17 protein-coding genes are annotated in these 13,952 nt (G+C 35.1%); 12 read left to right on the forward strand and 5 right to left on the reverse strand.

Annotated elements, in window-relative coordinates:
• Nucleotides 1-21: 21 nt before the first annotated feature.
• From AC13DP_RS06125 to AC13DP_RS06135, 3 genes are all read right to left on the reverse strand, one after another.
• Nucleotides 22-867 (reverse strand): OmpA/MotB family protein, encoded by an 846-nt coding sequence (locus AC13DP_RS06125; protein ID WP_013072485.1) that lies wholly within the window; start codon nucleotides 865-867, stop codon nucleotides 22-24.
• A 93-nt stretch (nucleotides 868-960) separates the two neighbouring features.
• Nucleotides 961-1,956: a glycosyltransferase family 2 protein gene (locus AC13DP_RS06130; protein WP_228252322.1), complete on the reverse strand. Its 996-nt coding sequence runs from the start codon at nucleotides 1,954-1,956 to the stop codon at nucleotides 961-963.
• A complete protein-coding gene (locus AC13DP_RS06135; protein ID WP_013072483.1) occupies nucleotides 1,957-2,406 on the reverse strand; it encodes a type I restriction enzyme HsdR N-terminal domain-containing protein in 450 nt (149 codons plus the stop codon).
• A gap of 83 nt (nucleotides 2,407-2,489) precedes the next feature.
• Between AC13DP_RS06135 and holA the strand changes: the two genes are divergently transcribed.
• The 10 genes from holA to AC13DP_RS06185 all read left to right on the forward strand — a co-directional run bounded on the left by holA (nucleotide 2,490) and on the right by AC13DP_RS06185 (nucleotide 9,706).
• On the forward strand, nucleotides 2,490-3,494 hold the full coding sequence (gene holA, locus AC13DP_RS06140; RefSeq protein WP_347406512.1) for a DNA polymerase III subunit delta: 1,005 nt from the start codon (nucleotides 2,490-2,492) through the stop codon (nucleotides 3,492-3,494).
• Nucleotides 3,495-4,397, forward strand: coding sequence for a 1,4-dihydroxy-2-naphthoate octaprenyltransferase (menA, locus tag AC13DP_RS06145; RefSeq protein WP_347406511.1), 903 nt, complete (start codon nucleotides 3,495-3,497; stop codon nucleotides 4,395-4,397).
• A gap of 87 nt (nucleotides 4,398-4,484) precedes the next feature.
• Nucleotides 4,485-5,165, forward strand: coding sequence for a metal-dependent hydrolase (locus AC13DP_RS06150; protein ID WP_347406510.1), 681 nt, complete (start codon nucleotides 4,485-4,487; stop codon nucleotides 5,163-5,165).
• A gap of 49 nt (nucleotides 5,166-5,214) precedes the next feature.
• Entirely contained in the window at nucleotides 5,215-5,385 is a 171-nt protein-coding gene (locus tag AC13DP_RS06155) for a four helix bundle protein (RefSeq protein WP_483067446.1), read from the forward strand.
• Between the two features lie 89 nt (nucleotides 5,386-5,474).
• A complete protein-coding gene (locus AC13DP_RS06160; RefSeq protein ID WP_347406509.1) occupies nucleotides 5,475-6,509 on the forward strand; it encodes an o-succinylbenzoate synthase in 1,035 nt (344 codons plus the stop codon).
• Nucleotides 6,510-6,517: 8 nt separating this feature from the next.
• Nucleotides 6,518-7,504 carry a CPBP family intramembrane glutamic endopeptidase gene (locus AC13DP_RS06165; protein WP_347406508.1) on the forward strand — a complete coding sequence of 329 codons (987 nt, stop codon included), beginning with the start codon at nucleotides 6,518-6,520 and terminating at the stop codon, nucleotides 7,502-7,504.
• Nucleotides 7,505-7,580: 76 nt separating this feature from the next.
• A complete protein-coding gene (locus AC13DP_RS06170; protein ID WP_013072477.1) occupies nucleotides 7,581-8,678 on the forward strand; it encodes an AMP-binding protein in 1,098 nt (365 codons plus the stop codon).
• 149 nt (nucleotides 8,679-8,827) lie between these two features.
• A complete protein-coding gene (locus AC13DP_RS06175) occupies nucleotides 8,828-9,223 on the forward strand; it encodes a hypothetical protein (protein WP_347406507.1) in 396 nt (131 codons plus the stop codon).
• A complete protein-coding gene (locus AC13DP_RS06180) occupies nucleotides 9,223-9,423 on the forward strand; it encodes a helix-turn-helix transcriptional regulator (protein WP_013072475.1) in 201 nt (66 codons plus the stop codon). The genes AC13DP_RS06175 and AC13DP_RS06180 overlap by 1 nt, the downstream gene beginning before the upstream one ends.
• Nucleotides 9,424-9,487: 64 nt before the next feature.
• On the forward strand, nucleotides 9,488-9,706 hold the full coding sequence (locus tag AC13DP_RS06185; RefSeq protein ID WP_347406506.1) for a PLD nuclease N-terminal domain-containing protein: 219 nt from the start codon (nucleotides 9,488-9,490) through the stop codon (nucleotides 9,704-9,706).
• A 70-nt stretch (nucleotides 9,707-9,776) separates the two neighbouring features.
• Here AC13DP_RS06185 and AC13DP_RS06190 read toward each other — a convergent pair whose 3' ends face one another.
• On the reverse strand, nucleotides 9,777-11,408 hold the full coding sequence (locus AC13DP_RS06190) for a M1 family metallopeptidase (protein ID WP_347406505.1): 1,632 nt from the start codon (nucleotides 11,406-11,408) through the stop codon (nucleotides 9,777-9,779).
• Nucleotides 11,409-11,490: 82 nt separating this feature from the next.
• On the reverse strand, nucleotides 11,491-13,119 hold the full coding sequence (locus AC13DP_RS06195; protein ID WP_272957176.1) for an acyl-CoA carboxylase subunit beta: 1,629 nt from the start codon (nucleotides 13,117-13,119) through the stop codon (nucleotides 11,491-11,493).
• Nucleotides 13,120-13,302: 183 nt separating this feature from the next.
• Between AC13DP_RS06195 and AC13DP_RS06200 the strand changes: the two genes are divergently transcribed.
• Both AC13DP_RS06200 and AC13DP_RS06205 read left to right on the forward strand, forming a co-directional pair.
• A complete protein-coding gene (locus tag AC13DP_RS06200; protein WP_013072471.1) occupies nucleotides 13,303-13,482 on the forward strand; it encodes a CAL67264 family membrane protein in 180 nt (59 codons plus the stop codon).
• 26 nt (nucleotides 13,483-13,508) lie between these two features.
• Nucleotides 13,509-13,847: a hypothetical protein gene (locus AC13DP_RS06205; protein WP_483067447.1), complete on the forward strand. Its 339-nt coding sequence runs from the start codon at nucleotides 13,509-13,511 to the stop codon at nucleotides 13,845-13,847.
• Nucleotides 13,848-13,952: the final 105 nt, after the last annotated feature.

Raw genomic sequence — 13,952 nt, forward strand, 5'->3', positions numbered from 1 at the left:
ATATTAAGATGGTTGATCTTATTAGTTGGAGGCTTTAGAAGCTTGTTCCATACCTTCTTCGATCATTCCGTAGAATTGGTCTAGTTTAGGAAGAACAACGATTCTTGTTCTTCTGTTTTTAGCACGACCTTCAGCAGTTGCGTTAGAAGCTACTGGCATGTAGTAAGATCTACCTGCAGCTGTCATACGCTTAGGATCTACACCAAACTCGTCCTGAAGAATTCTAACTACAGAAGTAGCTCTCTTTACAGAAAGATCCCAGTTATCCTGGAACATAGAAGTAGATATCGATTTGTCATCTGTATGACCTTCTACCATAAACTCGATGTCTGGTTTATTTTTAATTACTGTAGCAACTTTTCCGAGAACTTCTCTAGCCTGGTTAGTTACGTTGTAACGACCACTGTCAAATAATAATTTATCAGAAATAGAAACGTAAACAACACCTTTTTCAACATTAATTTCTATATCGTCATCGTTCATGTTTCCAATAGCTCCTTTTAAGCTTGTTACAAGAGCTAAAGTAACAGAGTCTTTTTTGTTGATCGCATCTCTCATGCTTTTGATAGCAAGATCTTTTTCTTTGATGCTTTCCAGAGAACGCTCTAAATTTTGAGCTTCTTTCTTAGAAAGTGTTGCAAGATCACCAACATTGTTTAGTAAAGCAGCATTTGTATTATTAAGAACTTTAATCCTTTCAGTCATTTCGTCTTTACTTTCAAGACAAGCATTTAATTTTACAGTGGCGGTATTAAGCTGGTCTTGAGTTTCTTTTTGTTTCGCTTCTAGTTCAGCGTATTTCTTATTAGAAACACATGAAGATAGCAAGATAGCCGCAGAGGCTGATAAAAGCATGATTTTTTTCATAACTTATTGTAATTATTGTTAATGTTAGATTTTCCAAAAGTATCAAAAAAATATAAAGCTTAAAAGTAGTATTAACAATACTTTAGATGAGCTTTATATTAATTTTTTATAAGTTGTTTTTTTTAATGCAAAATATTCAAAAACGATAGATTTTACATCAAAGTATGTAAATTTAGATGATTTTTCAATTCTTTTTTTAGTCATTTTGGAAAAATTGACGTAAAAATCAGAGTGAGCTTTTAATACCGCCAAAAAATGTCTTAAATCTCCCTGAAAAAGGAATTTAAGTCCGGCAATACCATCTAAAACCATTCTTTGCAACACAATTTTACGCATTTTTTCTTTAGGAAGGTTCTTAACCAGCATAAAAAGACTATTTCTAAAATTATAAAAGGTCTTTTTAGGATTCATTTTATCTAATGTTGCCCCTCCAACGTGATAAACGCATGATTTTCCAGTGTATTTTATCGAATAACCAAGATTTTTTATTCTCCAGCATAAATCTATTTCTTCCTGGTGGGCAAAAAAATCTTCATCAAAACCTCCAACTTCTTTAAATACAGCATTTTTTATTGCTAAACAGGCACCGCTAGCCCAAAAAATATCAACTTCATCATTATATTGGCCTTTATCTTCTTCGATAGTTTCAAAAATCCTTCCACGACAGTACGGAAAACCATATTTATCAATAAATCCACCTGCAGCTCCGGCATATTCAAAATACGATTTATTCTTAAAGTCTAATATTTTGGGTTGGACGGCGGCAGTTTTAGATTCCTTGTGAAAAATATCCAAAATCGGGTTTAGCCAGTCCTTGCTTACTTCAATATCACTATTTAAAAGAATTAAGATCTCTTCTGAAATATCTTTCAATGCATCGTTGTATCCTTTGGCATAGCCGCCATTTTCTTTATTCTGAATGATTTTTACTTCAGGATAAGCATTTCTTAAGAAATCGATAGAATCATCGGTGGAAGCATTATCGGCGACATAAATATTCGCTTTCGAAGAAAATTGGATCACCGAAGGCAAAAATTGTGCTAACAAAGCTTTCCCATTCCAATTTAATATGACAATTGCTATTTTCATTTATGCCGATTTGTAAGCAGGGATTTCCTGTAGAAATTCATATTCGCCGGCTTCGTAATTCATTTTGCAATAATAATGGGATAAACCATTGGTTACCATTAAATATTCTGCATTTAAGGTCATATTATACTGCGCAATCTGATCGAAAACATTTTGGGTGATCTTAATATGTGGTGCTTTGCATTCTACAATAAGGTGTATACTGCCATCATTATTATAAACCACAACATCGTAACGTTTGGTTAATTTGCCTATCTTCAGTTGCTTTTCAACATTAATAAGACTTTTTGGGAATTCTTTTTCCTGCCTGAGGAATTGCGTACAATGTTGGCGTACCCATTCTTCTGGAGTGAGAATGATAAATTTTTTCCTTAGTTCGTCGAAAACAGCTATTTTATTTTGACTATTTTTGAACCTGAAATTATATTTTGGAAAATTAAGGTCGATCATAGACCTCAAAAATACTAAAGAATACAACATCTAAAAGCCTTTACGGGTAAAACTAATTTCAGCCTAAAAGATTCTTTTTCTGCATGGATGACGCAAAACAAATTGTGACCGATATTAAAAATGGAAAAATTGCTCCTATTTATCTTTTAATGGGAGAAGAACCTTATTTTGTGGATAAAGTTGCCGATTATATCGAGGACAATGTATTGCATGAAGAAGAAAAGGGATTTAATCAAATCATTATGTACGGTCGCGATACCAATGTTGATGACATTGTGGGAAATGCCAAGCGCTATCCTATGATGTCCGAGAGACAGGTGGTGATTGTAAAAGAAGCTCAGGATCTTGCAAGGACAATCGATAAACTAAGTGATTATGCTGAAAATCCACAACCAACAACAGTTTTGGTCCTTTGCTATAAACATAAAACGCTGGATAAGCGTAAAAAGGTGTATAAAACTATCAAGAAAAGTGGAGTAATTCTGGATAGTAAAAAACTATATGAGAACCAGGTTTCAGATTGGATTGTGAGAAATTTAAAATCCAGAAGTTTGGGAATATCTCCAAAAGCTTCCCAAATGCTGGTTGAATTTCTAGGCACAGATTTGGGGAAAATCGATAATGAATTGCAAAAACTTCAATTGGTTTGTGAAAAAGGAACCGATGTTACACCAGAGCTAATTGAACAAAATATTGGAATTAGTAAAGATTTCAATAATTTTGAGTTACGTAAAGCTGTTGGTTTAAAAGACGAGATAAAGGCACATCGCATTATCAACTATTTTTCGCAAAACCCAAAAGATAATCCGCTGGTGGTTACCATATCCCTATTGTTCTCTTATTTTTCGCAATTGTTGCAATATCATGGTTTATCAGATAAATCAAAAATGAATGTGGCAAAACAGCTAAAGGTAAATCCTTATTTTGTGAACGATTATACCGTGGCTGCCAGAAATTATCCGATGAAAAAAGTGAGTTATGCGATAAATGTTTTGCAGGAAGCTGATGTAAAGAGTAAAGGGGTTGGTGCCGTAAATTTATCTTCAGGAGATCTTTTAAAAGAAGTGTTGGTTAAAATAATGCGTTAAATGAGAAAAATAAATTCCTGGGTAAATGCTGCCCGATTACGAACTTTGCCTTTATCCATTTCGGGAATTTTAGTGGGCAGCACCATCGCAGCCCAGCAAGGCTATTTTAGTCTGGGAATTTTTTCATTGGCACTGGCCACAACATTGGGGCTTCAGGTATTATCTAATTTTGCAAATGATTATGGTGATGGAGTAAAGGGAACAGATAACGATGAACGTATAGGCCCGCAACGAGCCATCCAAAGTGGATTAATATCGCATGCTGAAATGAAAAGGGGAATTATCCTCACTTCGATCATCACCTTTATCCTGGCTATTTGTTTGATCTATGCATCCTTTGATAGTGAGGATTTTATGTATAGTCTTATTTTTATTGGCTTAGGTGTAGCCTCTATTGTGGCGGCAATAAAATACACCGTAGGAAACTCCGCTTATGGCTATCGTGGTTTAGGGGATATTTTCGTATTTATTTTCTTTGGGATCGTCGCGGTTTTTGGATCCTTTTTTCTTTATGTCAATGATTTTGATTGGACAGTGCTTATACCGGCTGCAGCCATAGGACTTTTAAGTGCTGGTGTGCTTAATCTTAATAATATGAGGGATAGAGTGCCTGACGAGAGATCAGGAAAAATTACTTTAGCGGTAAAATTGGGCGAGAAAGGAGCAAAAACCTATCACTATTTTTTAATTCTTGGAGCCATCTTTCTTATGACGATATATTCAGCCCTGATTTTTGAAGGATGGGATGATATTATTTTTTATATCGCCTTTATTCCGCTTATTCTTCACCTTAAAAGAGTGATGCAAAATGAGTCTCCGGCTTTACTGGATCCAGAGCTTAAGGTACTGGCACTATCAACATTTGGCATGTCTTTACTATTTGCTGTTGGCCAGATTTTTTAAGCTGAAGTTTAACAAAATTATAGAATTCTAAATTCTATTTCTCCAGGCATCAATTAGTATTTTAGGTGCAAATCAAATAAAATTGTTATGGAACTTACATTTTATGGTCAAAATTGTCTTGGCCTTGCAATAGGAGATATTAATATTCTGGTAGATCCTTTTATTTCAGGAAATGAAAACGCAAAGGATAAAATCAATTTAAAAGAAATAAAAGCAGATTATATTTTAGTAACACATGCCCATCAGGATCATGTTTTAGATGTAGAAACCGTGGCAAAAAATACAGGTGCGGTTATTGTAAGTAATGCCGAAATCGCTTCCTATTACGAGGAAAAAGGATTTAAGGTACATCCAATGAATCATGGAGGGAGTTGGCAATTTGATTTTGGAAAGGTAAAGTATGTACAGGCCTGGCATAGTAGTACCTTCCCTGATGGTGCCTCTGGTGGATTACCGGGTGGTTTTGTTATTCAAACAGGAGAGAAAAATCTCTATATCGCCGGAGATACGGCTTTAAGTATGGATATGAAGTTAATTCCGTTATTTACCAAACTCGATTTAGCGGTATTACCAATTGGAGATAATTTTACTATGGGGCCAGATGAAGCGGTCATTGCCAGTGATTTTATTGAGTGTAAGCGAATTTTAGGCTGTCACTATGATACTTTTGGTTATATCGAAATTGATCATGCTGAAGCTAAAAAGAAATTTGCGGATAAAGGTAAGGAGTTGATCTTATTGGATATTGGTGAAAAATTAAGTGTTTAATTTTAAAGAATATTAGATTATTGGAATCTTCGATTATTAGTAGATTGAAATGTTAGATTTTTTAGCGATTGCGCTAGGTTCATGTTACGAATTGGAAATGCAATTAATCATTATAAATGATCTTAATTTTTTAGATTTGAATACTTTTGAAGAATTTTCGCAGAAATTACACAAAATAATAAAAATGACTTCAAAACTTAGAACCACATTAAGATCATAATCCGACATTAAAATTATTAAAAATTCTAACAAGAATTTCATTCTAGTTTACTAAAAATCTAAAATACTAACAGACTAAAGACAACGCAGTTGCAAGCAACTTATAAAAAGTATATTTTAAATTTTAAACGCCCCAGCGGAACTTCGCGGGGCGTTCTTACTGTTAAGGAAACCTGGTTTATCAAAATAGAGGATGGTAATAATTTTGGTTATGGTGAATGCGGCATTTTACGTGGGTTAAGTATCGACGACAGGCCAGATTATGAAACAAAGCTAAAATGGGCCTGTGAAAATATCCATCTTGGAAAAAATGAACTTTGGGAAGCGCTCGTTGAATTTCCTAGTATTCAGTTTGGGATCGAGATGGCTTTTCAGTCGCTCAAAAATGAAAATGAGTTTGAATTATTTTCCTCAGCATTTACAAAAGGCGAAGATGCCATTGCAATAAACGGACTCATCTGGATGGGGGAAAAGGATTTTATGAAATCCCAGATAGAAGATAAATTGAGATCGGGCTTTAATTGCATCAAAATGAAGATTGGAGCTATAGATTTTGATACTGAAATCGAATTGCTTAAATATATTCGGTCACAATATTCTGCAGAAGAAATAGAACTACGCGTAGACGCTAATGGTGCTTTTGATCCTAAAAATGCATTAGAAAAACTGAAGCGTTTAAGTGAATTAAAACTTCATAGCATAGAACAGCCGATAAAACAGGGAAATTGGGAAGAAATGGCAAAGCTTTGTGCCGAAACTCCATTGCCAATTGCCCTAGACGAAGAGTTGATAGGTGTCTTTGATGTAACAAAAAAGAAAACATTACTACAAACCATACAACCCCAATATCTGATATTTAAACCGAGTCTTATTGGTGGGTTTAAAGGAACTCAGCAATGGATAGACCTAGCTGAAAATAATAATATTGGCTGGTGGAATACAAGCGCGTTAGAGAGTAATATTGGTTTAAATGCTATTTCTCAATTTACTTACGAGAAAAATGTAACGATGCCACAGGGATTAGGAACGGGAAATTTGTACACCAATAATGTTGAGAGTCCGTTAGAGGTTAAAAACGGACAAATTAGTTATAATCCTGGTTTAAACTGGTGTTTTAAATTTTAAATACACAAATGTATATAGAACAGGCTTTTAAAAGCAAAAATAATGCGTGGCGATATATTATAGGTACAATTGTTACGATCGTAGCGCTTTTTATGGGGCAACTTCCATTAGCAATAGCTGTTATTTTTAAACTTGGTGTTACTGCAGATTTCGGTACGGTGGATGAAGCTACTATGATGAGTGCTTTAGATAGTAATCTCACTTTTTTCTTTCTCTTGCTAAGTTTTGCTATTGGCTTAGGAGCGCTGCTTTTTCTGGTTAAAAATTTGCATCGACAGTCATTTACAGAATTAACCACGAGCCGAAAAAAGATTGACTGGGGACGTTTTTGGTTCTCGTTCGGTTTGATTGTGATTTTAAATGTTACTTTAATTCTTGTTGATTTTTTATTTATTAATCCACAGAATTATACGATTAATTTTAATCTGGTTCCATTTTTAATATTGGCAGCGATTGCCATTGTAATGGTCCCGTTACAAACCAGTTTTGAGGAATATTTTTTTAGAGGGTATTTAATGCAGGGCATAGGGATTAAAACAGGTTATCGCTGGATTCCTTTGGTGATTACATCGGTCGTTTTTGGTGGCTTGCATTACTGGAACCCTGAAGTTAGCCAAATGGGAGATCTGGTGATGGTAAGCTATATAGGCACCGGCTTTATGTTAGGGATCATGACACTGATGGACGAAGGTTTGGAATTGCCTTTAGGATTTCATGCGGCTAATAATTTAGTAGCTGCTCTACTGGTAACCGCAGAGTGGACTGCTTTTAATACAGAATCTATTTTACGCGATGTTTCCAGTCCTGTTGCCGGTTGGGATATTTGGGTAAGCGTTTTGGTTATTTATCCTTTAATTCTTTTGATTTATGCAAAGAAATATCACTGGAAAAACTGGAGCAATCGACTGTTTGGCAAAGTAGAAAAACCAGCAATTATTGCCTCTAATAGTGTCGTAGATATTGAAGATTTATCTGAAATTAACGGAGATTACTAAAAATTAGCTATTTTTAAACTTATAATAGTAATTTGATAACGTAGATTAGTCAGATTTGAATCATATTTAGAGCAATATGGCAGACTTCTATAAGGTTCCGGAAACGCATCCTAATTTTAAGCTGAATAAGCGACATTTCAGTAATGCTGAATTACGACAACATGCATTTCATTTTATAAAAGAAGGAGAAGCTTTTGAAGAAGAAGTAGGAAGTTTTATTCTGGACTGGTTAAAGCCTCAGGAGTTTGTAGAGGTAAAAACTTCAGGATCTACAGGGAAACCTAAAACCATTCGGCTTAAAAAGGAATACATGGTCAATTCGGCTCTAGCCACTGCCAAATATTTTGATCTTCCAGAAGACACTAAAGCCTTGCTTTGTCTTCCTGCAACTTATATTGCTGGTAAAATGATGATCATTCGAGCTATTGTTTGTGGTTGGCAACTCGATTTAGTGCCTCCCTCTGCTACACCTTTAGATCAGGTTTTTAAAATTTATGATTTTTGTGCCATGACGCCTTTTCAGCTGGATAATTCGGTGGCCCGCTTACACCTGGTTAAAAAGTTAATCGTTGGAGGAGGAGCTATGTCGCTTAGACTACAGAAAATGGTAAAAGAGGTACATACCAAGGTATATGAAACTTATGGTATGACCGAGACTATTACCCATATTGCCGCAAGACGTATAAATCCTACGAAAAAAAAGAAGCAATCACGCCCTTTTAAAGTATTACCGAATATCAATATAAGTAAAGATGAACGCGGTTGTCTGATTATTAAAGCACCAAACCTTTCAGATGAGATCATTGTTACCAATGATGTTGTGGATATTCTTACCTATAAAAAATTTAATTGGAAAGGTAGGATTGATAATGTGATCAATAGTGGAGGAGTAAAATTACATCCCGAAGAAATTGAAAAAAAACTGGGTAAAATTATCGATTCTCGCTTTTTTATAACATCAATTCCAGATGATGCGTTAGGAAATAAACTGGTACTTTTTATTGAAGCTGCTTTTTCTGAAGAAGGTTTAGAAAAAATGAAAGAAAACATCGCGAATCTAAAATCTTTAGAAAAGTTTGAACATCCAAAAAAGATTTATTTTGTTGAAAAATTTGAAGAAACTACCAGTGGGAAAATTCATCGTGATAACACCCTAAAAAGCAGGGTGGGGTAATTTTCTCGAAAATCAATTTTAAAAATAACAAATAAAGAGGTTATCGCTCTTTTCTTAAAACGAGTATAATCAATTTTTTTAACAACAGCATAGTTTGATATTTTTGAGATGTAAAGTATTTTTGTCTTTTAGACTTAAATTCTTTACAAATGAAAAATATGGATCTCAAATTACTTCCGCATAAATTTAAAATAGTTGGCTATGTATTACTCGCTATTTCTTTAGTGCTTTTTATTATTTCTAGTATAGACCTTATAGCAGTAGAAAATGAAATTATTAAAAATGGTTTCTTTGATCTAGTATTGATCGCTTTTTTGGTATTAGCTCTTTCAAAGGAAAAGGTAGAAGATGAACGTAGTATGAAACTGAGATTGTTAGCTTTTGCAGCTACTTTCTTATACGGAGTTATTTTTGCCCTTATAAGTCCTCTTGGAAGTATTTTATTTAATGGAAGTTTTGAGATCGATCTCCAGGCTAATCAGTTACTTTTTACGATGTTCTTATGGTATTTTGGCGTTTTTTACTTCATGAAAAGATTTAATTAATGAAGAATACAATTAAAGTTGAGCGCGCCAAAAAGAATATGACTCAGGAGGATTTAGCAAAATTACTTGGGGTTTCCAGGCAAACAGTAAATTCTATGGAGAAAAATAGATATGCGCCATCTACGATTCTTGCTTTAAAGCTTTCTAAAATTTTTGCTTGTTCAGTAAATGAGATTTTTCAGCTGGACGATACAGATTAAGCATTTTTTATAAAATTTATTTTTTTTAGATGAAAAACGTTAGTTTTATAAAAATCAATTAACGATGTTATATCAAATACTAGCCATTGGTACTCCTCAAATTATTATAGTTTTAATAGTTTTTTTGTTCGGATTATTATTTCCCCTTTTAGCCATCATAGATATCGTAAAAAATGATTTTGAAGGGAATAATAAAATAGTGTGGTTACTTATCGTGATCTTCTTTAGTTTTTTTGGGACAATCCTCTATTTTATTATGGGTAGAAAACAGAAATTGAACTAAACCTGTAAAAAACAAAGGCTGAAATTATCAAATCTCAACCTTTATTCTTAAGCTGTTATAACTCGATTTTTTATTTAAAACTCATGTTTACGTAAAATTCAAGATCATTGAGTTTTATTGAATCTTCACCAGATACTTTTTTATCTAGTTTTTTCCATTTTAAGCTTGGTTTTAGACGGGTTTCTTTGCCGTCGATAAATACATCTACCGGCATATTAAATTCTGGAACATCTGCTCTCCATCGATACGCATAAGTTTTACCATCTTTTTTAAATTGTAACTCGGGAATTCTGGTATGTCTTAAATATTGATCGAATACCGGCTTTAAATCTGTTTTTATAGGTTTATTGAAGAAATCTTCAACGGTTTTGGTATCGATGATCTTATGTTTATAAGTCGCCGTATAATCCCTCAAGGTATCCCACCAAAGTTCATCATTATCATAAATGCTTCTAATGGTATTTAGTAAATTAGATCCTTTAAAATACATATCCCCAGAGCCTTCAGCATTTACTCCGTAATCACCGATTATGGTCGCTCTGTTTTGGATATTAGAACGTTGTCCTTTTATATATTTTAAAGCCGCTTCTTTTCCCCAGCCACATTCAGTATAAATAGCTTCGGTGTAGGTGGTAAAGCCTTCGTGAATCCACATATCTGCAATATCTTTTGCAGTAATACTATTGCCATACCATTCATGTCCCGATTCATGAATTATGATATAATCCCATTTTAATCCTATTCCCGTGCCAGAAAGATCCCGGCCTAAATAGCCTTTCATATATTTATTTCCGTAGGCAACTGCGCTTTGATGCTCCATTCCAAGATACGGAGTCTCTACTAGTTTATAGCCATCTTCTACAAAGGGGTAAGGTCCCATTTTTTCGTAAAAGCAAGCCATCATATCTTTTACTTCTTCAAATTGTTTTTTAGCTTTTTCAAGATTATAAGGAAGTACGTAATAATCCAGTGTAAGATCCTGGAACTGATCTGAAAAATGTTCGTAGTTAGCGATGTTAATCATTACATCGTAGTTATTGATTGGATTTACGGTTTTCCAACTCCATTCGGTATAACCATTACCAAGCTCCTTTTTGCCAATCATTCTACCGTTTGATACATTCATTAGTCCGTTTGGCACTGCAATATCCAATTGCACACTTTCTGGCTCGTCGCTTTGGTGATCTTTATTGGGATACCATAAGCTGGCGCCGGTTCCCTGAACGGCCACACCAACCCAGGGATTTCCCTGCTTGTCCCGTGTCCAGACAAAACCGCCGTCCCAGGGCGCATTTTTGGCTACTATGGGGTGCCCAGAATAGAAAAACTCTAAAGAATCTGTTGTGTTTTTGGCCAGAGCTTCTTCAAATTCAACAAAAACAGCGTTGTATTTTCGGTTATATTTTAAGTTTTTACCATGAAAAACAATCGAATCGATGTTCATATTTTCAAATAGATCGATTTGCATTACCGGCAATTTTTGTTCGGTTTTAAAAGTGATAATGTTGCTACCATCAATAAATTCTTCTGAAGGATTTACCTTCAGTTTTAAATGGTATCTTAACGCATCATACGCACGCTCGGCTCGTAAAGAACCGCGAAGGGTATCAGCTTCGGTATATTTTTCTTTATTGCTTAGGACTTGTGAGGAAGCCATAAAAGCAAGTATTGAAAACAAAAATGTAGAAAGAAGTTTTTTCATTCCTGATGATTAAATTAAACAATGTGGTTTGTGACTAAATTCTATAATTTAGGTACGACTTTCCAAACTTATCATTTTGAGGTTAAGTTTGAATAACCCCTAAATTAAAATCTTTTTCGATTGGGGCGTGATTTGCAGCTTCAATTCCGGTTGAGATCCATTTGCGGGTATCCATAGGATTAATCACCGCATCTGTCCATAGCCTGGCTGCTGCATAATATGCTGAGGTTTGCTCGTCGTATCTGGATTTAATGGCTTCAAAAACCTTTTTTTCTTTTTCAGCATCTACTTTTTCCCCTTTTTTCTCTAATGAAGCGGTCTCTATCTGAGCCAGCACTTTTGCGGCTTGCGTACCGCCCATAACGGCCAGCTCTGCACTTGGCCAGGCAACGATCAATCTTGGATCATAGGCTTTACCGCACATGGCGTAGTTACCGGCTCCATAGGAATTACCAATAATAATTGTGAATTTTGGTACTACTGAATTGCTTACTGCATTTACCATTTTCGCACCGTCTTTGATGATGCCGCCATGCTCACTTTTGCTGCCCACCATGAATCCGGTAACATCCTGAAGAAACACTAGAGGGATTTTCTTTTGGTTACAATTTGCAATAAAACGAGTGGCTTTATCTGCCGAATCTGAGTAAATGACTCCGCCAAACTGCATTTCTCCTTTTTTGGTTTTAACGATTTTACGCTGATTGGCAACAATGCCAACAGCCCAACCATCGATACGAGCATAACCGGTGATGATCGTTTCGCCATAACCTTTTTTATATTCTTCAAAATCAGATCCATCAACCAAACGTTCAATGATTTGCATCATATCATATTGATCGGAACGTTTTTTAGGTAAAATTCCAAAAATATCGTTAGGTTCTAATTTTGGTTTTAATGCCTTTTTCCGGCTAAAACCAGCAGTATCGAAATCGCCGATTTTATCCATAATATTTTGGATCTTGGTGAGTGCATCTTTATCGTCTTTGGCCTTATAATCGGTCACGCCACTAATTTCGGTATGTGTGGTCGCACCGCCAAGTGTTTCGTTATCGATGGTTTCGCCAATCGCCGCTTTAACCAGGTAGCTTCCGGCAAGAAAAATACTTCCGGTTTTCTCAACAATAATAGCTTCGTCACTCATAATGGGTAAATAAGCACCCCCGGCAACACAACTTCCCATTACGGCCGCGATTTGAGTGATGCCCATGCTACTCATTACGGCATTATTTCTAAAGATTCTTCCAAAGTGTTCTTTGTCTGGGAAAATTTCATCCTGCATCGGTAAATAAACACCTGCGCTGTCTACGAGATAAATGATGGGAAGCTTATTTTCAATAGCAATTTCCTGGGCACGCAGGTTTTTCTTTCCGGTGATAGGAAACCAGGCTCCTGCTTTTACGGTGGCATCATTAGCCACTACAATACATTGTTTGCCAGAAACTTTTCCAATTTTTACGACCACACCACCACTGGGGCAACCGCCATGTTCCTTGTACATGCCATCGCCGGCAAAAGCGCCAATTTCTATCGCCGCTTCAGGAGTATCCAGTAAAAAATCAATCCGCTCCCTGGCGGTCATTTTTCCTTTGGCGTGATGTTTTTCGATGCGTTTCTCGCCACCTCCCAAATACACTCTTTTTAGGTGGTGATTTAAGTCTGAAACTAATAATTTATTATGATCTTCATTTTTATTGAAGGTAATATCCATATAGACAGTTTTTTGGAAGCAATTTTAAAATGAGTAAAAATGAATTTTAACCTTAGTTTGCTTAATTGTTTTCAAAAATAATTTAAAAATTTTCACAATATTGGCTAAAATACAAAATACGGAGTATTCAATTTTTAAATTACTAATCAAAATATCCGATATTTGTGTCTTAAACAAGATTTTATGGGATTAAATAAGAACACCATTTTCGCCTGGGCCTCATTTATTATTTTTTTAGTAGCCACGGCGATCGTACTACTGGGTGTCTTAAAATATAGAGATCACGCAATAGGTTTTTCTGTTGTAGGAATTGGTTTTTTTGCCATTTCCTGGGTTTTTAATGCGTTGAAAGGCCGAATTTGATTTTATAATTTAAAAAAGAAAGGTTTATGGAGAGAGCACAGCTGGTAAAACATCTTATGGGTGGTGAGGCTTTTATGCCTATTGATAAAGTTTTAAAAGAAGTGTCATTCGACAAGATTGGCGAAAGATTACATGGATTACCATATTCTTTTTATGAGGTATTCTATCATATTACCTATACGCAAAAAGACATTCTCGATTATATCACTTTAGATGATTATAAAACGCCAAAATGGCCAGAAGGCTATTGGGATAAAAAACGATCTCCAAAAACTAAAGAAGAGTGGGAGGAGTTAAAGTCTAACTTTTTTAAAGAAAGGCAGGATTTAGCCACTAGTGGTCGGAAGAAATTCCGGCCACTTTAAGTTTTAAATAATTTGTTGGGATCTCCTCCGGAAAAGGTCACTATCATTGCAATAATTAAATTCCTTACTTCCATTTTAAATCTTCTCTTGGCTGTTTTATAACCG

The organism is Zunongwangia sp. L-65 (genome assembly GCF_056859415.1).